We start from the raw sequence: 20,686 nt of genomic DNA on the forward strand, positions 1-20,686 counted from the left end.
TCGCTTGTACAAACAGAATCATTACTACTGTACAACCAAATTCATTACTGTCGTACAACCGTTTTCCCCGACCACCTCCGCCGGTACGGGACAATGGCCGTATGACCGCTGACGCCACCCTGGCCCCGCCCGCGACGGGCACCTCGGCCCCGCCCGCGCCCGGCGCGCTCCGGATCGGCCCGCACACCGTGTGGCCGCCGGTCGTGCTCGCGCCCATGGCGGGGATCACCAACGCGCCCTTCCGCACGCTGTGCCGGGAGTTCTCCGGCGGCCAGGGGCTGTTCGTCAGCGAGATGATCACCACTCGGGCGCTGGTCGAGCGCAACGACAAGACCATGCAGCTCATCCACTTCGACGCCACCGAGACGCCGCGCTCCATCCAGCTCTACGGCGTGGACCCGGTGACCGTCGGCAAGGCGGTGCGGATGATCGTGGACGAGGACCTCGCCGACCACGTCGACCTGAACTTCGGCTGCCCTGTGCCGAAGGTCACCCGCAAGGGCGGCGGCTCGGCCCTGCCCTTCAAGCGGAACCTGCTGCGGGCGATCCTGCGCGAGGCGGTCGGCAGCGCGGGCGACCTGCCGGTGACCATCAAGATGCGCAAGGGCATCGACGACGACCACCTCACCTATCTCGACGCCGGCCGGATCGCCGTCGAGGAGGGGGTCACAGCGGTCGCGCTGCACGGCCGTACCGCCGCGCAGCACTACGGCGGCACCGCGGACTGGGACGCCATCGCCCGGCTCAAGGAACACGTCCCCGAGATCCCCGTACTCGGCAACGGCGACATCTGGTGCGCGGACGACGCGGTGCGGATGATGCGGGAGACCGGGTGCGACGGCGTGGTGGTCGGGCGCGGGTGCCTGGGGCGCCCCTGGCTGTTCGGCGACCTCGTGGCCGCGCTCGGCTCGGGTGCCGCCCACCCCGGCGGCTCGGCCGGCTCCGGCGGTGACGTCTCCGGCGGCGGCGCTCCCGCCACGCCCGACTTCGGCACGGTGGCCGCGGTGATGCTGCGGCACGCCGAACTCCTCGGCCAGTGGCTCGGCGACGAGACCCGCGGTGTGGTCGACTTCCGCAAGCACGTGCCCTGGTACACCAAGGGGTTCTCGGTCGGCTCCGACGTCCGGCGCGCCCTCGCGATGGCCTCGTCCCTGGCGGAGATGGCCGACCTGCTCGGGTCGCTGGACCGGACGCAGCCGTGGCCGGCCCACGCGGACGGCCCGCGCGGGCGCACCGCGCCCGGCAAGAGGGTCGTCCTGCCGGACGGGTGGCTGAACGACCCCTACGAGTGCGCGGCCCTGACGGAGGACGCGGAGTCGGCGACGTCCGGAGGCTGACGGCCTCCGGAGGGTGACCCACGTCCGGAGGCTGACCGGCCTCCGGAGGCTGGCTCGGGCCGCCCGGCCGACGCCGGCCCTTCACCGTCGCGTGCGGGTCACCACCCTCACGCGCGGGCCGGCGGCGGTGTCGGGGCCGCCGTCCTGATCCCGGCCGTGAGCCGGTCGATCAGCGCGTCCCACTCCTCACGGGTGGACGGCTTCCCTCGCACCCCCGGGCGGGTCTGCCAGGGCAGCGGCCCGTCCGGCCTGCGGTACTCGACCCCGAACGCGTCCAGCCGGGCGAGATGCGCCTGGAGGCGGACCCGGAACTCGCCGAAGTCCCGCTCTCCGGTGGCCCACAGCGCCTCCGCCACGGCACACAGCCGGGGGAAGACGTAGTAGTCGACGGTGCGCGGCGAGTCCATGTGCTCGGTCCACACATTGGCCTGTCCGCCGACGACGCGGGTCGCTTCCTCCGCGGTGAGCGCCGCCGGGACCGGGTCGAAGGAGTAGGCGTCCTCCAGCGTGAGCGGGATGGAGAACGGGATCGGTTCGTCGTCCTGTTCGGACTGGCGGTAGTCGAGGTAGACCAGGTGGTCAGGGCAGGACAGCACGTCGAAGCCCCGGCGCGCGCCCGTCACGGCTCCGGCGGTGCCCCGCCAGGAGGCGATCATGGCGCTGTCGGGCAGCGGGCCTTCCAGCGCTTCGTCCCAGACCAGCACCCGGCGGCCGAGGGTCCCCAGGTGGTCGGCGAGCTGGGTGGTGAACCACGACTGGAGCCCCTTCTCGTCGGCCAGACCGCGCTCCGCGATGAGTTGCTGGGTGCGTGCGTCCTGCCGCCACTGCTCCTTCGGGCACTCGTCACCGCCGATGCCGACGTGGAGCGACGGGAACAGTTCGGTGATCTCGTCGAGCACGTGGCGGTAGAACGCGACGGTGGACTCCTCGGCGTTGAGCAGGTGGGGGTTGACGCCCCAGCGGGTGCGTACCCCCAGCCGGGCGTCGGTCACCCCCAGTTCGGGGTACGCGGCGATCGCGGCCTGGGAGTGCCCGGGCACGTCGATCTCGGGGACGATGCTGATGTGCCGGTCCGCCGCGAAGGCGACGATCTCGCGGATGTCGTCCTGGGTGTAGTAGCCGCCGTGCGGCCGGTTGTCGTCCGGAGCGTCCTCCGCGGCGCCCAGCGGGGAGGACGCGCGCCAGCTGCCCACCTCGGTCAGCCGCGGGTAGCGGCGGATCTCGACCCGCCAGCCCTGGTCGTCGGTGAGGTGCAGATGCAGCACGTTCAGCCGGTGCAGGGCGAGCAGGTCGATCAGGCGCAGCAGCGCGTGCTTGGGCATGAAGTGCCGGGCGACGTCGAGCAGGAGACCTCGCCAGGCGAACCGCGGCCGGTCCTCGACGGTGACCGCGGGGACGCTCCACCGGGGCGCGTGGCCGGTGGCGGCGGCGCGGTACACGTCGGGCGGCAGGAGTTGCAGCAGGGTCTGGCCGCCGTAGAAGACGCCCGCGCGGCTGCCGCCCGCCACCCGGATGCCCTCGGGCTCGACGGTGAGCCGGTATTCCTCCGGGCCCAGGGCGTCGTCCAGTTCGAGGGCGATCCGCCGGGGCGCGTCGGTGTTCAGCGGAAGCGGGAGGCGGGTCGGGCGCCGCAGCGCGTCGAGCAGCCAGTGCGCGGTCGGCAGCAACTCGGGCGGTGCGGTGAGGCCGGTGGCTTCGTCCAGCGGGAAGGCTCCGGAACGGCGGTGCACGGAGGCCGGGCGGGGCAGCAGCATCGGGAGGTCAGCCTTTCACGGCTCCGGCGGACACACCGGAGACAAGTTTGCGCTGGATGATCATGAAGAAGAGGACGACGGGGAGCGAGAAGACGACCGACCCGGCCATCTGACCGCTGAAGTCGGTGCCGGTCAGCGGGGTGGAGAACGAGGCGAGCCAGACCGGCAGCGTGTAGTGGCTCTGGTCCTTCATGAAGGTGAACGCGATGAGGTAGTCGTTCCAGGCGGCGATGAAGGCGAAGATTCCGGAGGCGATCACGCCGGGGACGACCAGCGGGAAGAGGATGCGGGAGAGCACCTGCCAGGTGCTCGCGCCGTCGATGCGCGCGGCTTCCTCGATCTCGACCGGGATGGCGACGAAGAAGCCGCGCATCACCCAGATGGAGAACGGCAGCACCAGCGCCAGGTAGGCCAGGATCAGACCGGTGTACGTGCCCAGCAGCCCGGCCTTGTTGAAGACGATGAAGGTCGGGATGAGCAGCGCGGTGCCGGGCAGCATCTGGACGACCAGGATCGCGACCATGATGGTGCGCCGGCCGCGGAACCGGAACCGGGTCAGGGCCGCGGCGGCGAACATCCCCAGCACGACGGAGAGCGCCACCGTCCCGCCCACCACGACGAGGCTGTTCCTGAGGTCCCGGGCGAAAGCGGTCTGGTTGATCGCGGCGTCGAAGTTCGCCGGCGTGGGCGAGGTGGGAAAGAACCGCGGGGTCGGGGTCATGGCCTGGGACCGCGGTTTGAACGCCGTGTTGATCATCCAGTAGACGGGGAAGAACCACAGGACGCAGAACACCGCGGCGGTGAGGTTGGCGCCGACGCGCCCTCGCCGCCCTCGGCGCCGTCGAGGACGGCGCGCGGAAACGGCAGCGGAAGCCGAGGCAGAGGCGGCAGCAGAAGCCGAGGCGGAAGCAGCAGCGGAAGCAGCGGCCGAAGCAGAAGCCGACGCGGAAGTGCTCGGGCGGCGGGTCACAGATCCTCCCCGGAACGCAGCAGGTTGCGGATGTAGAGGGCCGTGAGTCCGAGCAGGACGACGGTGGTGACCACGGACAGCGCCGCGCCCTGCCCGATGTGGAAGTTCACGAAAGCGGTCTTGTAGGAGTAGATCCCCAGCGTGGTCGTGGCGTCGTCGGGTCCGCCGGAGGAGATCAGCCAGATCTGGTTGAAGACGTTGAAGTCCCAGATCACCGACATCAGCGTGACCAGGAGCAGGGTGGGCCGCAGCATCGGCAGGGTGATCGACCACCACACCCGCCACTCGCCGGCGCCGTCCAGCCGTGCGGCCTCGTCGAGTTCGGCCGGAAGCTGGGTGAGGGCCGCGTAGAGGGTCAGCGCGATGAAGGGCACCGCCTGCCAGACGACGAGCGCCCCGATGGACAGGTAGGCCAGCCAGGCGTTGTTGGACCAGTCGGTGCTGGTCATGTCGCCGAAGAGGTGGGTCTGGGTGAGCAGCCAGTTGACCACGCCGTACCCGGGCTGGAACAGCCACTTCCACACCAGCGAGGAGGCGACGGTGGGCATCGCCCAGGCGAAGATCAGCACCACCGTGGTGAGGGTGCGCATGCCGCTGCCGAGCTTGGTCAGCAGATGGGCCACGCCGGTGCCGATGACGACGCTGCCGAGCACCATGGCCGCGGTGAAGACGGCGGTGCGGCCCAGCGAGCGCCAGAACTCGGCGCTGCCGAACAGGGTGCCGTACTGGCTGAAGCCGACGATCCGGTAGGCGCCGGTGAACAGGGTGCGCTGGTCGTAGTCGGTGAACGAGGCCCACACGAGGAACGCGATCGGCAGCACGCTGACGGCGATCAGGACGAGCCCGGCGGGGGTGAGCAGCAGCCACGGGGCCAGGTGGTGGCGACGGCGCCGCGGTGCGGGGCCGGGCGGAGAACCGGTCGGAGGGGCGTGGCGGACACGCGTCATCAGGGAACTGGTCATGGGTCTTCTCTGGGTTCTGGCGGACAGCGCGGCCGCCGAACACCTGGTCGCGTGCCCACGCTGGTCGGGGGGTCGACCGGAATCGCCGGTACGACGGGGGCCGGTGACGGCCGCGGGTCAGAGGATCACCCCTCCGCGCCGGCAGCCGGCGGCGCGGTCCTGGATCACGCGGGGCCGGTCACTGACCGGAGTTGAGCACCTTGGACGCGGCGCCGTCGAAGGCCGTGGCCGCCGTGGACGGCGACTTGGAGCCGGAGGCGATCGAGCTGAAGAGGCTGTTGATGTCCTTGTCGCCCTCGATCTGTGCCCAGTCGGCACTGGCCGGGGTGGCGTCGGAGCGCAGCGCGGCCTCGAAGAAGCCCTTGTTGAGCGCGGTGAGGTGCGCCTTGGCCGCCGTGATCCCCTGGGAGCTGTTGGGGATGAAGCCCTCCTTGCCGGCGATCCAGGTGGACTGCACGCTCGGGCTCGCCGCGATCTTCGTCCAGGCGAGGGCGAGTTCGGTGTTCTTGCTGTGCGCGGCGATGCCCCAGTCCGAGCCGCCGAGGAACACCGGCTGGTTCCGGCCCGACGTGCCGGGGAATGGGAAGGTGCCCAGGTCGGAGTCGGTCAGCTTCGGGTTGGCCTTCTCGATGGCGGCGATGAACCCGCTGGTGGCGATGATGGCCGAGGTCTTGCCGTCGGCGAGCACCTGCGTCTGATCGGGCGTCAGCACGTCGACGGTGCGCGACGCGGGGCTGGAGTAGGTGTTCTGGAACGCCTTGAACGCCCGCAGTCCCCGCTGGGCCGCGGCCGAGGTCAGCCCCGGCTGCCAGTCGGAGCCCTTCTTCGTGGCGATGGCGCCGCCCGCGTCCCAGACGTACTGGATGCCCGCGTACCAGTTCTGGCCGGGGTAGTAGAAGGGCGAGAAGTCCTTGGCCGGGTGGGCGGTGCGCACCTTGTCCAGGTCCGCGGTCAGTTCGGCGTAGGTCGTGGGCGCCTTGGTCACCCCGGCCTGCGCCCACATGGTCTTGTTGTAGATGACCGCGCGCGCCCCGGCGAAGCCCGGGACACCGTAGAGATGTCCGTCCACGGTGGCCGGGTCGACCAGGCCGGCCAGCCAGGTCTGCTGCTGCGCCAGGTCCTCGCGGTAGGAGGTGAGGTCCTTCAGGCCGCCGTTCGCGGCGAACGCGGCGACCTGGGTGTTGCCGATGTCCAGCACGTCGGGCGGGTTGGCGGTCGACAGCGCCGTGGTGACCTTGGTGGTGATGTCGTCCCAGCTCTGCACCTGGATGCTGACCTTCGCCCCGGTCTGCTGGGTGAACCGGCTGTCGATCGCCTTGAGCACGGCGTCGCTGTAGTCGCCGTCCATCACCCACACGGTGAGCTTGCCGCCCTTGCCGCCGGTGGCCGAGACCTGGCGCTGGTCGGTGCTGGAGCCGCCGTTCCCGGCACTGCCGCAGGCGGCCAGGCCACCGGCCAGCGCGAGCACGAGGGCGGCCGCGAGCGTGCCTTGTCTGTACGTCATGGTGCTTCCTTCGGGGCATGTCCGGTGACGGTCACCGGTTTTCCGGCAGAACTCATGGCTGTGCGGCGGGGCGCGGGACGAACAGCTCGCGTCCGCGGACGCCGGTACGAAGGCCCGGTCTCGCGCGCGCGACCGGGCGGTCAGAGGACGTTCAGTTCTCCGGCGAGCACGAGGCACGCCGCGCCCTGGAGGATCAGGTCGTGGTCCTCGGTCAGGGCCCTGATCCGCAGCGAGGCGCCGATCGGCGGCAGGGTGCGCATCCGGACGGTGTCGGCGGCGGCCTCCAGCAGCGGGCCCTGGAGCAGTTCGGCCGCGCCGACGAGGACCAGTTCGTTGAGGTTGAGCGCGCAGGCGATCGGGGCGAGCACCATGCCGAGCGCCTCGCCGGCGCCGGTCAGGATCTCCGCCCGCTGCCCGGCGCCGGCCTCGGCCAGCCGCTCCCGCAGGCAGCCGGCGTCGATCAGGGGGTCGAGGCACCCGCGGCGGCCGCAGATGCACAAGGCTCCGGCCGGATCGACCGTGACGTGCCCGATCTCCCCCGCGGCGAACTGCTCCCCCTCCACCAGCTGGCCGTCCACCACCAGCCCCGCGCCGACCCCGTGTTCGGTCAGGATCACCATCAGGTTCAGCGAGCGCGCCTCTCGCAGATGGAGCACCGCCAGCGCGGCGGCGTTCGCGTCGTTGCCGACGTACGCCGGGACACCGAACCGCTCGGTGAGCCGTGCGGCCATCGGCAGGCCCTGCCAACCCAGGTGCGCCGCATGGCGGATGACTCCCCGGTCGTCCACGGTGCCGGGCGTGGCCACGCCCAGGCCGAGCACCCGGCTCGGGGCCGCGTCCACCAACCGGGCGGCCAGTTCGGCGACCAGGTCCCAGGCCGCCGCGCCGACGGCGTCCCCGATGTCGGTCCTGGCCCGGGCCACCACCCTCCCGCGCAGATCCGTGACCGCTCCGGAGAAGTGGCCGTCCGGCGAGAGGTCCAGCACGACGGCGCTCCTGCTGCCGTCCTGGATCTCCACCAGCGGGGACGGCTTGCCGCGCCGCGGGCCGCTCTCCACCGGCCGCTCCGCGTACGCCACCAGGCCGTCCGTCTCCAACTCCGCGACCAGCGCCGAGATCGTCGGCGCCGTCAGCCCGGACTCGCGGGTCAGGTCCGCCCGGCTCATCGCGCCCTGGCGGTACAGGGTCGTCAGGACCAGCGAGCGGTTGTGGGCTCGGCTGTCCTGGGTCTGCGCCTTCGTGCGCTCGGCCCGTCTGCGCGGAACGGGCGGCAGAGCGAACAGCCCCCTGGGCGGGCGCTGTCCCTTGGCCGTCCTCGCATCACTCACCGGGGCTCCAATTTCTTAGATGTCTTTACTTAAGACGCCTTAAGGCTGGCTCGGCGGCGCACCCCTGTCAAGGGGTGCGGCAGCCCCGAGATTGCCAACGGCGGCCCTCCGCAGCCCTCTTGACAGGACCGGAGCGGCATCCCAACCTTCTAAGGCCCCTTAAATTAAGCGTCTTAAGTTATGGACGCCCTCGCGCGCGGCGTTCACGACACCTGCCGCCCTCGGCGGCCCACCCCGCAGTCCCCTCGCCCTACGGAGGCAAACCCATGCCACCCAGCAGATCCCGATCCGCCACGGCGGGACGCCGGAGGACAGCACTGACCGGAACCCTGTCGGGGGTCCTCGTGGCCGGGCTGGCGGTGACCGGGCTGGTGAGTCCGACGTCCGCGGCGGCGGCCGGCGCGGGGCCGATCACCATCGGCGGAAAGTGCCTGGACGACGCGGACTTCGGCACCGGCAACGGCTCGGCCGTCCAGGTGTTCACCTGCAACGGCTCGGCGGCGCAGAACTGGACCTGGCAGGCCGACGGCGCCCTCACCGTGACCATCGGCAGCACCACGAAATGCCTGGACGTCACCGGCGCCTCGAACGCCGACGGCGCCCTCGTCCAGCTCTACGACTGCGTCGCCGGCGCCCCGCAGCAGGGCTTCCGGCACCTGCCCGACGGCACGCTCTACAGCGCCAGATCCGCCAAGTGCCTTGCCGTGCAAGGAGGTTCGATCGAGGACCACGCGCGCGTCGGCCTGGAGCCCTGCGACCCCGCCCAGAGCACCGAGCAGTGGTCCGCGCCCGCCGCACCGGCCTCGGGGTACACCCTGTCCGGGGCCGCCCCCGTCCCGTACGACCGCTCCGACGACACCCCCGCGTCCGTCTTCACCGACCAGGACGGCAGCTTCTACTACACCCAGGCCCACTCCCTGTACGGGCCGACCGACTCCCGGCAGTGGAAGTTCTACACCGGCGCCGACTTCGACCACTCCTCCGACGCGTCGATCGACACCGCGGTCAACCCCGCCAACAGCGCCGACCGCAACGACGACACCACCTGGCGCTGCAACAACAGCCCGACCGGCACGTCGGCCAGCTACGACACGGCCGACCTCGCCGGATACGCGGAGCGCAACTACTGCGACCTGAGCGGCGTATGGGTCGACCCCGACACCGGCTGGTGGTACGGCCTGGTCCACAACGAGTTCACGCCCAGCCCCTTCGGCGACGGCATGCACTACGACGGGATCGACTACGCCGTCTCCAAGGACCACGGCGCCACCTGGGCGATCCAGGGCCACGCCATCACCTCGCCGTACAGCACCCAGCGGGGCGACACGGCCGCCTTCCCGCAACAGACCTACTCCTACGGCGACGGCGACCAGCGCATGTTCGTCGACTACGCCTCCGGCTACTTCTACGTCTTCTACGCCTCCCGCACCCTCAACAAGTCCGGCGGCGGGTCCATCTGGGAGGAGCACGCCGCACGCGCCCCCCTCTCGCAGAAGATGGCCGGCTCGTCCTGGCAGAAGTGGTACGACGGCGCCTGGCAGTCCCCCGGCGTCGGGGGCGCCGAGAGCGACATCGTCCCCGCGGACGGCGGCGGCCCCGGATACATCGACGCCGGAGACGACTACCACCCCGCCACCGCCGGCAGCACCGCCGCCCAGGTCAGCGCCGGCACCCTGCCGGACAACTCCCAACTGGCCGTCATGAACGTCGCCTGGGACGCCTACCTCGGCAAGTACATCGCCACCCCGCAGAACAACGTCGCCCAGAACACCGGCGTCGACACCCCGCTGCACGTCTACGCCACCGACAGCCTGGCCGGCGAGAAGTGGGTCGACCTCGGCCTGGTCACCAGCGACACCAACGGCGCGTGGTACCGCTGGTTCCTGGACCCCGCCAACAAGACCAGCTCCACGGTGGTCGGCAGGACCTTCCGCTCGTACTGCGCCTTCGAGTGCTCCGGCGACAGCCAGGGCGAGTACGTCGACGTCACCCTGGCACCGACCTCGTCCTCCCTGCTGCCGGCGGCGCCGGTCACGGGCGCCACGCAGATCACCGCGGGCAACGGCCGGTTCCTCAAGCAGAGCGGCACCTCGCTGACGACCACCTCCTCCTCCCGCGCCGCCGACCAGCACTGGACCTTCACCGCCACCGGCGACGGCTTCTACACCGTGGCCAACGCCGCGACCGGCCAGGTCCTCGGGGTGGGGACCGGCGACGCCGGACGCGCCTGGGGCGCCCCGGTCACCGTCGGCACGCCCGGCTCGGCCCCCGCCGTCGGCCGGCAGTGGAGCGTCCAGAAGACGACGTCGGGCGGCTTCCGCCTGGTCAACCGGTACAGCGGGCTGGCGCTCAGCATGACCGCGGGCGCCGTGACCACCTCGCCGCAGCGCGGCTGGGACAACAGCACCGCGAAGGGCGGCGACCGGACCCCGTCCGCCGCCCAGCTGCTCTCCTTCACCCGCTGAGCGGCGCCCCCCAACGCCCCCCAACTCCCCCCGGCGAACCCCCGGCGAACCCCCGGCCCGTCCCGGTGCCTGCCGCCGCCCCGCACCTCGCGCGGCGGCAGGCACCCGCACCTCGCGCGGCACGCACCCGCCTCCTCCCCTGCGTACTCCGCGTACGTCCAACAGATGAGACACCGGGCACCCGGAACGCGTGATTCCCGCCACGCCTGATACCCACTGCGCTCAAATGAGCGCACATCAGAGCGCCCTACTTCTCGAATGCTCGGCACTCAGTGCCACCCCGGTTGCGTACACCCACCCACCGCACCCGTCACCCTGCGTACGCGAACCGCCCGCCGCACCTCGCGCTGCGAGGTCTTCCGTTCGACTCGTGAACGGAGGGCCCGGCCCCGAGGGACGGCCGCGCACTTTGGATTAGACGGCAGACGAGCGGTTACACCCGTGTGTCGTGGTGATGGACATACTTGGGCACCTTCGAGATGGGTACGCTCCCCGCCGTCAGGGCATCCAGGACGCGAGGAGTCAACGGACCCGTGTCGACACGCGAGAAGAAGCGCAAGTACGTCTACGACTTCACAGAGGGCAACAAGGACCTCAAGGACCTGCTCGGCGGGAAAGGTGCGAACCTCGCCGAGATGACCAACCTCGGTCTGCCCGTCCCTCCGGGCTTCACCATCACCACCGAGGCGTGCAAGGTCTACCTGGAGTCCGGCGCGGAACCGGCCGCGCTCCGCGACGAGGTGAGTGCGCACCTCGACGCGCTGGAGCAGCGGATGGGCCGCACGCTCGGCCAGCAGGACAACCCGCTGCTGGTGTCGGTGCGTTCCGGGGCGAAGTTCTCCATGCCCGGGATGATGGACACCGTCCTGAACATCGGGCTGTCGGACGCGTCGGTGGCCGGCCTGGCCGCGCAGGCCGGCGGTGACGAGCGGTTCGCCTGGGACTCCTACCGGCGTCTGGTGCAGATGTTCGGCAAGACCGTGCTCGGGGTGGACGGCGACCTCTTCGAGGAGGCGCTGGAGGAGGCCAAGCGGGCCAAGGGCGCCGACAGCGACCTCGGGCTCGACGCCGCCGACCTGCGGCAGCTCGTCGACGAGTTCAAGGCGATCGTCGCCAGGCAGGCCGGGCGGGACTTCCCGCAGGAGCCGCGCGAGCAGATGGACCTGGCGATCCGGGCGGTCTTCGACTCCTGGAACACCGAGCGGGCCAAGCTCTACCGCCGCCAGGAGCGCATCCCCGGCGACCTCGGCACGGCCGTCAACGTCTGCTCGATGGTCTTCGGCAACCTCGGCCCCGACTCCGGCACCGGGGTGGCCTTCACCCGCGACCCGGCCAGCGGCCAGCAGGGCGTCTACGGCGACTACCTGCAGAACGCGCAGGGCGAGGACGTGGTGGCCGGCATCCGCAACACCGTGCCGCTCGCCGACCTGGAGTCGATCGACAAGGCGTCGTACGACGAGCTGATGAAGATCATGGAGACGCTGGAGACGCACTACAAGGACCTGTGCGACATCGAGTTCACCATCGAGCGCGGGCACCTGTGGATGCTGCAGACCCGGGTCGGCAAGCGGACCGCGGCCGCCGCCTTCCGGATCGCCACGCAACTGGTGGACCAGGGGCTGATCGACGAGGCCGAGGCGTTGCAGCGGGTCAACGGGGCGCAGCTCGCCCAGTTGATGTTCCCCCGGTTCGAGGACTCCGCGACCGTCGGCGCCAGGTTCCAGCGGATCGGCTGGGGCATCGCCGCCTCGCCGGGCGCGGCCGTCGGGAAGGCGGTCTTCGACTCGTACACCGCGGTGAAGTGGTCGCGGTCCGGGGAGCGGGTCATCCTGATCCGACGCGAGACCAACCCGGACGACCTCAACGGCATGATCGCCGCCGAGGGCATCCTCACCTCGCGCGGCGGCAAGACCTCGCACGCGGCGGTGGTGGCGCGCGGGATGGGCAAGACCTGCGTGTGCGGCGCGGAGGAGCTGGAGGTCGACACCAAGCGGCGGCGGCTGACCGCGCCCGGTGGCGTGGTGATAGAGGAGGGCGACCTCATCTCGATCGACGGGTCCTCGGGGAAGGTGTACGTCGGGGAGGTGCCGGTGGTGCCGTCGCCGGTGGTCGAGTACTTCGAGGGCCGGATGCACGCCGGCGCCGAGGAGGCCGACGAACTCGTGCAGGCGGTGCACCGGGTGATGGCGTACGCCGACCGGGTGCGGCGGCTGCGGGTGCGGGCCAACGCCGACAACGCCGAAGACGCTTCGCGGGCCCGGCGGTTCGGCGCGCAGGGCATCGGGCTGTGCCGCACCGAGCACATGTTCCTGGGCGAGCGGCGGGAGTTGGTGGAACGGCTGGTGCTGGCCGACACCGACGCCGAGCGGGAGGAGGCGCTGGGCGCGCTGCTGCCGCTGCAGAAGGCCGACTTCGTGGAGCTGTTCGAGGCGATGGACGGACTGCCGGTCACCGTACGGCTGTTGGACCCGCCACTGCACGAGTTCCTGCCCGACATCACGGAGTTGTCGGTGCGGGTCGCGCTCGCCGAGGCCCGCAAGGACGAGAACGAGAACGACCTGCGGCTGCTGCAGGCCGTGCACAAGCTGCACGAGCAGAACCCGATGCTGGGGCTGCGCGGGGTGCGGCTCGGCCTGGTCATCCCCGGGCTGTTCGCGATGCAGGTGCGCGCGATCGCCGAGGCCGCCGCGCACCGCCGCTCGGTCAAGGGCGACCCGCGCCCGGAGATCATGGTCCCGCTGGTCGGCACCGTGCAGGAGCTCGAACTCGTCCGGGAGGAGGCCGACGCGGTGATCGCCGAGGTGGAGGCGGCCACCGGCACGGACCTCAAGCTCTCCATCGGCACCATGATCGAGCTGCCGCGGGCCGCGCTGACCGCCGGCCAGATCGCGGAGGCCGCCGAGTTCTTCTCCTTCGGCACCAACGACCTCACCCAGACGGTGTGGGGCTTCTCCCGTGACGACGTGGAGGCGTCGTTCTTCACCGCCTACCTGGAGAAGGGCATCTTCGGCGTCTCCCCGTTCGAGACGATCGACGTCGACGGGGTGGGCGCGCTGGTCCGCTCCGCCGCCGAGGCGGGCCGCGCGGTCCGCCCGGGCCTCAAGCTCGGCGTCTGCGGCGAGCACGGCGGCGACCCGGAGTCGGTGCACTTCTTCCACCGGGTCGGCCTCGACTACGTCTCCTGCTCGCCCTTCCGCATCCCGGTGGCCCGTCTCGAAGCGGGCCGGGCGGCGGCCCGTTGACCAACTGAACCGGGGCCGGGTCCGGCCCGCCGGCGGCGGCCCTTGCCCTGGGGCCCCAACCCTCACCGCCCGGCACCCCCGGACCCGGCCCCTCACCCCCGGGGGCGGCGCTTCGTGCGGAGGCGCCGCCCCCGGGCATGCCCGGGGGTTGGGACACCGCGCCGCTTCCCTTCTCCGTCATGTCCGGGCCGTCGAGCCCGCGCGAACAATACGATGGCGGAAGGAAGCGGGGTCGGATATACCTGCGTCAGTCGCGCAGCGGACCGGAACAGGGGGAAGGGTGATTGGGCGCCTCGGAAGGGAATCCCAGGTCGGTCGAGGACATTGACGCGGAAGCGCTGTCCCATGCCCTTTCTTCCGCACGGGTGATCGCCGACGAGGCTCTCTCCGCTGAACTGGTCCGCGCCTTGGAAAGAGTCGTCGGGCGAGCTGTTCAGCGACGCGCGGATACCGCCGCCGGCTCTGCTCGGCCCGACGGCGGGCCCTTGGTGTACGTGGGCCCGAACCTTCCGCCGGGCCTGCGCGATGAGCGGCTTCTGTGGTTCCACAGCACCAACGCCGGCGTGGACACGGTGCTCCGTGGCGGGCGGTGGCCGCACGGCGCCCTGCTCACCCGCACCGTCGGCGGGATGGGGGAACGCATCGGCCAGTACGTGCTGGCGTGGGTGCTGGCCGACTGCCAGGACGTTCCCGGCTACCTCGACCAGCACCGGAAGCGGGTGTGGCAGCGGCGGCCCACGCAACTGGCCGGCGGGCAGACAGCGGTGGTGTTCGGGGTGGGAGCGATCGGAACGGCCGTCAGCGGGGCGCTCCGGAACTGCGGCGTGCGGACCGTGGGCGTGGCGACCCGGCAGCGCGCCGAAGCCGGATTCGACCGCGTGGTGACCGGCACGCAGGTGCGTGAAGTCCTGCCGACGGCGCGGTGGGTGGTCTCGACACTGCCCCTGACATCGGCAACCGAAGATTTCTTCGACGCCGGAATGTTCGCCTCCATGGCGGGCGCCACATTCATGAATGTGGGCAGGGGAGGAACCGTCGACATGACAGCTCTGGCCGCCGCTTTGGAAGACGGCGCCGTCGGCCGGGCCGTACTCGACGTACTCGCCGAGGAACCGGCCGGGCCCGATGCGGCGTGCTGGTCCCTGCCGCGCACGGTGATCACCTCGCATTCCGCGGGGATCACCGCCGAGTCGGACGTGGTGACTGATTTCGCCGCGTGCTGGGAAGCTCTGCAGCAGGGACGACTGCCGCGTCTCGCAGTGCGCACAGCCCGCGAGTACTGATCCGACGACAACAAGGGTTCTGGGGGCGGGACGTGCAGGGCGAGGACGGAACAGAGACCGACGGGCCGGGCCGGTTCGAGCGGCGGTGGTCGCTGACCTTCGGGGGCGAGGTGATCACCCGGGTCGCCTGGTCGCCGGACGGCGAGGTGCTCGCCGTGCCGACCCAGTCGGGAGTGGTACGCCTGGTCGGCCTCGACGGCCAGGTGACCAAGGAGACCAAGGTGTCTCCGAAGGCGTTATGGACGTCGGCGTGGTCCGCGGACGGCCGCAGGCTGGCGGTCGCCGGCCGCGACAACACCGTGCACGTCCTGGATGTGCGCTCCGGCACGGAAGCTCTCACCCTGAGCGGTCACACCGACGACGTACACGCGGTCGGTTGGGGAACGGACGACGCCTGGCTCTTCTCCGCCAGCTACGACGGAACCCTCCGGACCTGGAACGCCCGGACCGGGCAGATGCAGCGCACCATCGCCGCCCACGAAGGGCGGATCGAGGACGCCTACTGGAGCGGCGACGACGGCCTCGTCCACACGGGCGGACGTGACGGCAGGGTACGTTCCTGGAACCCGGACAGCGGTGCGATGGCCGCCGAGATCACCGCGCATCAGGGCTTCGTCATCCGCGTCCTCGGCAGTCCGACCGCGGCTTCGCTGTTCACGGCCGCCAGCGACGGAACCGTACGGGTGTGGGACCGACGGGATCTGCGGCTGCTGCACACGATCCAGGGCTTCAGCGGGGTACCGCACGATCTCTCGCTGTCCGACGACGGCAAGCTGCTGGCCGTGCAGGACGACGCGACGAACCTGTGGGTCTACCGGGCCGACACCTTCGAACTGCTGGAACTTCTCACGGACGTCGCCGACCACCACCACTGGTACGGAAGTTCCCGGTTCCACCCGAGCCTTCCGTATCTGGCCAGCACCGGCGAAGCCGACCGGGCCATCGGCCTGCGCTCCTACGACAGCGCGCTGGTGGAGGAGCTGACCACCGAGTCGGCGTCCTCGCGCTACGCGAACTGCCGCGTGGCGGTGCTGGGGAACACCGGCGTCGGCAAGACCGCGCTGAGCCGCGCCCTGTGCGGCAAGGAGTTCCAGGCCACCGAGTCCACCCATGGGACGCAGGTCTCCCTGATGGATCGCCACATCGGCCTGGACCAGCAGGGGACGGTCGTTCGCGAGGTGTTCCTGTGGGACTTCGCCGGGCAGTCGGTGTACCGCCTGATGCAGCAGTCCGAGGCGACCGACATCGCGATCGCGCTCCTGGTGCTCGACAACCGGAACGCCGTGGACCCCCTGAGCGAGATCCGCGAGTGGGAGACGCTGCTGAGGCTCGGTACGCCCCCGGGCGCCGCGGGCCCGAAGCGGGTCGTCGTCGTGGCGCGCACCGACCGCGGAAGCGTGGGCCTCCAGTCCCTCGCCGACGACTGGGAGAGGGAAGTCGAATCCCACGTCGGCACGTTGGAGACCAGCGCCCGCGAAGGCGTGAACATCGGCGAACTGCGGGAGCTGATCCTCGGCGCGATCGACTGGTCCGAGGTGCCGACGCTGACCTCCAACAGCCAGTTCCAGCAACTGCGCGCGTTCATCCTCCAGCAGACCTCGACCGGTCGGATCATGGAGCAGACCCGCACGCTGTTCCGCGAGTTCTGCCGGGCCTGCACGCGCAACGGCGTACCCGAGCCGGCGCTGACGGAGTTCCGGGCGCTGCTGTCGAACCTGGACGCCGAGGGGCTGGTCCACCGGCTCCGCTTCGGCGACCTCGTGCTGCTGAAGCCGACGCTGGTCGGTTCCTACGCGTCGATGCTGGTGATCGCCGCCCAGCGCGTACCCGAGGGCGACGGCACGCTGTCGGAGGACGAGGTGCTGGCCGGCCGGGTGCCGCTGCTGGACAAGGACCGGGTGGCTGATCGCCGTCATGAGGAGGACATCGTTCACGCCGCCGTCCAGGAACTCCTCAACTCCGGCGCGGTGGTCCGGGACGCGGCCCACGGGCTGCTGCGCTTCCCCAGCGCGGTGCGCAGAACGCACGACGAGCTGGCCTGGGAGCGGCTGGCCGGACGGACCGGGTTCCGGGCCCGTGCGCTCGCGGACCACGTCCACGCGTCGCTGATCGCGGGCCTGGAGTACTCGGGCCTGTTCGACGAGTGCGCGCTGTGGTCACACGTCGCGCGGTTCCGGCGGGCATCGGGATCGGCCTCGTGGGTCCGGGTGCGTCCGAACGCCGGCGGCATGGTGCAGGTGGACGTCCGGCACGACGCGGCGGCGACCACCACGGAGCGCGGACTGTTCGAGGAGCTGTGCCGCTCCCAGTTGAGCCGGGTGGCCGTGGGCGGCGCGGTGGACAGCGTCCAGACCGTCGTCTGCCCCTCCTGTACGACCGGCATCGGGCCGGAGCAGGTACGCCGACGCCGTGAGCGCGGCTTCGACTGGATCACCTGCGGTGTCTGCGACACGCGGATCGACTTCACGCAGAAGCCGGTCTCGCCGGAACGGACCCCCGAGGTACGGGCCATCGAAACGTCGGCCTCGCGGACGCGGACGCAGATGCTGCGGTCGGCGGATGTGGCGCTGAAGGAGAAGCGCCGCCTGTACGACGTCTTCGTCTCCTACAGCCACGCCGATCAGGACGCGGCCGCCCGCCTTTCGCAACGGCTGCGCGAGCACGGCATCCGTCCGTGGCTCGACCTGTGGGAGACCTCTCCGGGCACCCCCTGGATCGTCGCGATCCAGGACCAGCTGGAGACGATGCCCTGTGCCGCGGTCCTGATCGGGCCCAGCGGCGTCGGCCCCTGGCAGCGCGATGAGGTCTGGTACGTGCTCCAGGAGTTCCTGGGACGACGGTGTCCCGTCATACCCGTGCTGCTGGCCGGCGCCGCTCAGCCCGAGGTACCCGTGCTGCTGAGGAACATGCAATGGGTCGACTTCAACCGGGAGCTGCCCGACCCGATGCACCTGCTGCTGTGGGGGATCACTGGTGTCCACCCTGACGAGAGGTCGGCATGAACGCATCGAGTGTCGTACTGGTGACCGCCTCCAGACTCCCGAACGGCATGGAGGACAGCGCCGGCCTGCTGGACGCCCTGCACGCGCAGGGTGTCGGCGCCGAACTGCGGCCGTGGACGGACCCGAACGTCGCATGGCAGCGGTTCGACCGGATACTGCTGCACGCCCCGTGGGACTACACGGAACACATCGACCGGTTCGACCAGTGGATCGACGCGGCCGACAGCGGGCAACTGCTCAACTCCGCACGGCTGACCCGCTGGAACGCCGACAAGCGCTACCTGTGCGCACTCGCGGACCAGGGCATCCCCATCCCGCGCACCGTCACCGTCGCGCGGGGTGCGGACGCGCGGGTCGAGGAGCTGACGGACCGGCTGGGAACAGGCCGGCTGGTGGTGAAGTCCGTGATCGGCGCGGGCGGCCGGCGGACCTGGCTGATGAAGGACGCCCGCGCGGCGGTCGACTTCATGACCGGCGAGGCAGGCTCGGCTCAAGGAGCACTGCTGGTCCAGGCGTACGAACCCGCCGTCGAGTCCGAGGGAGAGTACTCGGCCGTTCACTTCGGCGGTGAGTTGAGCCACGTGGTGCGCAAGATCCCGGCCCGCGGGGAGTTCCGGGTACAGGACCACTACGGGGGTCAGGTGCAGGCCGTCTCGACGGAAGCGTGGATGGCGGACTTCTCGGCCCAGCTCATGGCGTCGCTCCCCGAACCGGCGGCCTACGCACGGATCGACTTCGTCATCGGCCAGGAGGGAACACCGCTGCTGATGGAGGCGGAGCTGATCGAGCCGGACCTGTTCCTGCGCTACGGCAAGGACGCCTACACGCGATTCGCCCGCTTCCTGGCCTCCTGATGGACTGGCGTCGATGGGCGACCTCCCTGTCCATCGCCAGAGGAGGGTTCGCCGTCACCGTGGTGACCGCCTGCGTCACCGGGTTCATCGGTCTACGGGAACAGCTGGCGACCCAGCCGGGCTCCCGCCATGACACGCTCGAAGTCGTCTACTGCGTCATCCAGTTGTTCGCCCTGAGCTCGGACGGTGTCAGCCAGGGCGGGCATCTCCCGTGGGCCTTGCAGGTCGCGCGGTTCGTCGCACCGGCCGCCACCGCGTACGCGTTCTTCGAGGCCGGGCGGCAGTTGTTCGCCGCGGAGATCCGCCAGCGCCGCGTACGGCGCAAGCGCGGACATGTCATCGTGTGCGGGGACAGCCTGGCGGCGAAGGTCCTCACCCGGACCCTGGTATCCGCCGGTGGCGATGTCGTCGCGCTCGCGGACGATCCCGAGCGCGGCGCGACCAGGGTGTCAGGTGACCCTCGTTCCACGGCGACGTTCAAGGTGGCGGGAGTGAGCGGCGCGGCGGCCGTCTACATATGCGGCGACGACAGCGCCCACAACCTGGCCGTCGCCCTGGCCGCGGCCAACGGCGCCGCCTCCGACCAGTTGCGCATCTACGCCGAAATGGATGACGTGGAGCTGTGCCACGCGCTGCGGGCCCGCTGGTGGAGCGGTCGGGGATCGCAGCGTGTACGCCTCGACTTCTTCAACCGGGACGAGCTCGCCGCCAGGGCCCTGGCCCGCGAGGAGGAACGCGCGCTCACCGCCGAGGACGCGTACGAACTGATCGTCGTCGGTACCGGAGGCTTCGCCCGGGCCCTGGTGATCGAGTCGGCGCGCCGCAGGTGGCCCCCGATACTGCCTGACGGGCACCGTCCGGGGATCACTCTGGTCGGGGAGGGGGCCGACCGGATCGTCGGGGAGATGACCGGACGATTTCCCTTCCTGCGTTCGGCGTGCGAGCTGCGGGCTTCCCAGGACGCGCCGCCCGTCGCGGCGCGGGCGGCTGTCGGTCGGGCGGCGCACGTGCGTGTCTACCTGTGCCAGGACGACCCGCGGGAAGCCCTGCGACTGGCCCTGGCGGACACCGCCTTGTGGCAGACCCGCCCCGACAGCGTGGTGGTGTGCTTCGACGATCTCGTCGGTTACGGCGCGGCTTTCGACTACGGAGAGGAAACGGCCATGGCACTGGACGGTATGGACGGGCGACTGAGGCTGTGGGGCACCACGAACGCCGCCTTCAGCCTCGGTTCCATGGACGAGGACCTCACGGAGATGATCGCGCGCTCGGTTCACGAGCGGTACCTGGCCCGGCGGAAGGCGGAGCGTGCCGCCGGGGTGGAGGTCACGGGCACCCTGTCCTCCTGGGAGGACCTTCCCGAGAACCTCCGCGAGGCCAATCGCTACCAGGTGCGGGACTTCGGCGCGAAGCTCTCGGCCATGGGGTGCACCGTGGTTCTCCGCAACGACGCGTCCGCGCCGTTCGCCTTCGCGGCCGAGGAGGTCGAGGCCCTGGCCGAGCACGAGCACGAGCGGTGGAGCGCCGAACGCCGGGCCGCGGGCTGGTCGTACGGGCCCGTGCGCGACGACGACGGCCGCATCCATCCCGACCTGGTGCCATGGGAATCCCTCGCGGAGCCCGACCGGGAGAAGGACCGCGAAGCCGTCCGCGGAATCGCCCTCGTTCTGGCCGACGCCGGGTTCGACGTCGTACGGCTGCGGCCCCCGCAGAGCGGGACGAGCGAATCCGTGGTGACCGCCGGCATGTGAGGGCGGGCCGGCGAAACCTGCCGGCCGTGGCCCTCGCCGCACCCGGTCCGCGAGAGGGGTGCCACGTGAGGGCGTCGTTATCTTCGGACGGGGGTGGGGGCGAGTGGGTGTTCGGGGTGGCTCGGGGGTGGCGGGGAGGGCTGGTCGGCACGGGGGTTGGGGTCGGTGGGGGCGGGGTGGGCGCGACGCGCCCGAGCGGGCCGAACGGTGACCGGTACAGGCAAGAGTTACCGA

12 protein-coding genes are annotated in these 20,686 nt (G+C 71.0%); 7 read left to right on the forward strand and 5 right to left on the reverse strand.

Annotated elements, in window-relative coordinates; translation table 11 throughout:
• Positions 1–101 precede the first annotated feature (101 nt).
• Positions 102–1,337, forward strand: coding sequence for a tRNA dihydrouridine synthase DusB (dusB, locus tag ACIPAE_RS04430; protein WP_402442833.1), 1,236 nt, complete (start codon positions 102–104; stop codon positions 1,335–1,337).
• A 107-nt stretch (positions 1,338–1,444) separates the two neighbouring features.
• Here the strand turns inward: dusB and ACIPAE_RS04435 are convergent, their stop codons facing one another.
• From ACIPAE_RS04435 to ACIPAE_RS04455, 5 genes are all read right to left on the reverse strand, one after another.
• On the reverse strand, positions 1,445–3,091 hold the full coding sequence (locus ACIPAE_RS04435) for a beta-N-acetylhexosaminidase (protein ID WP_402442835.1): 1,647 nt from the start codon (positions 3,089–3,091) through the stop codon (positions 1,445–1,447).
• Between the two features lie 7 nt (positions 3,092–3,098).
• Positions 3,099–3,884, reverse strand: coding sequence for a carbohydrate ABC transporter permease (locus ACIPAE_RS04440; protein ID WP_366411408.1), 786 nt, complete (start codon positions 3,882–3,884; stop codon positions 3,099–3,101).
• A gap of 173 nt (positions 3,885–4,057) precedes the next feature.
• Positions 4,058–5,023: a sugar ABC transporter permease gene (locus ACIPAE_RS04445; protein ID WP_329369635.1), complete on the reverse strand. Its 966-nt coding sequence runs from the start codon at positions 5,021–5,023 to the stop codon at positions 4,058–4,060.
• Between the two features lie 178 nt (positions 5,024–5,201).
• Positions 5,202–6,527, reverse strand: a complete 1,326-nt coding sequence (locus ACIPAE_RS04450) for an extracellular solute-binding protein (protein ID WP_366411409.1) — start codon at positions 6,525–6,527, stop codon at positions 5,202–5,204.
• Between the two features lie 140 nt (positions 6,528–6,667).
• Positions 6,668–7,855 (reverse strand): ROK family transcriptional regulator, encoded by a 1,188-nt coding sequence (locus ACIPAE_RS04455; protein WP_366411410.1) that lies wholly within the window; start codon positions 7,853–7,855, stop codon positions 6,668–6,670.
• 266 nt (positions 7,856–8,121) lie between these two features.
• Between ACIPAE_RS04455 and ACIPAE_RS04460 the strand changes: the two genes are divergently transcribed.
• From ACIPAE_RS04460 to ACIPAE_RS04485, 6 genes are all read left to right on the forward strand, one after another.
• The gene (locus ACIPAE_RS04460) at positions 8,122–10,320 is read left to right on the forward strand and encodes an RICIN domain-containing protein (RefSeq protein WP_402442838.1); all 2,199 of its coding nucleotides are present in this window, start codon (positions 8,122–8,124) and stop codon (positions 10,318–10,320) included.
• A 479-nt stretch (positions 10,321–10,799) separates the two neighbouring features.
• Positions 10,800–13,562, forward strand: coding sequence for a pyruvate, phosphate dikinase (gene ppdK / locus ACIPAE_RS04465; RefSeq protein WP_329369629.1), 2,763 nt, complete (start codon positions 10,800–10,802; stop codon positions 13,560–13,562).
• 284 nt (positions 13,563–13,846) lie between these two features.
• Positions 13,847–14,845, forward strand: a complete 999-nt coding sequence (locus ACIPAE_RS04470) for an NAD(P)-dependent oxidoreductase (protein ID WP_402442840.1) — start codon at positions 13,847–13,849, stop codon at positions 14,843–14,845.
• 32 nt (positions 14,846–14,877) lie between these two features.
• Positions 14,878–17,847, forward strand: a complete 2,970-nt coding sequence (locus ACIPAE_RS04475; RefSeq protein ID WP_402442841.1) for a TIR domain-containing protein — start codon at positions 14,878–14,880, stop codon at positions 17,845–17,847.
• Positions 17,844–18,701, forward strand: coding sequence for a RimK family alpha-L-glutamate ligase (locus tag ACIPAE_RS04480; protein ID WP_402442843.1), 858 nt, complete (start codon positions 17,844–17,846; stop codon positions 18,699–18,701). Before ACIPAE_RS04475 ends, ACIPAE_RS04480 begins: the two co-directional genes overlap by 4 nt.
• Entirely contained in the window at positions 18,701–20,452 is a 1,752-nt protein-coding gene (locus ACIPAE_RS04485) for a RyR domain-containing protein (protein ID WP_402442845.1), read from the forward strand. The genes ACIPAE_RS04480 and ACIPAE_RS04485 overlap by 1 nt, the downstream gene beginning before the upstream one ends.
• The last annotated feature ends 234 nt before the right edge of the window (positions 20,453–20,686 follow it).

The sequence above is a fragment of the Streptomyces sp. NPDC087270 genome (assembly GCF_044744625.1).
Classification (GTDB): Bacteria; Actinomycetota; Actinomycetes; order Streptomycetales; family Streptomycetaceae; genus Actinacidiphila.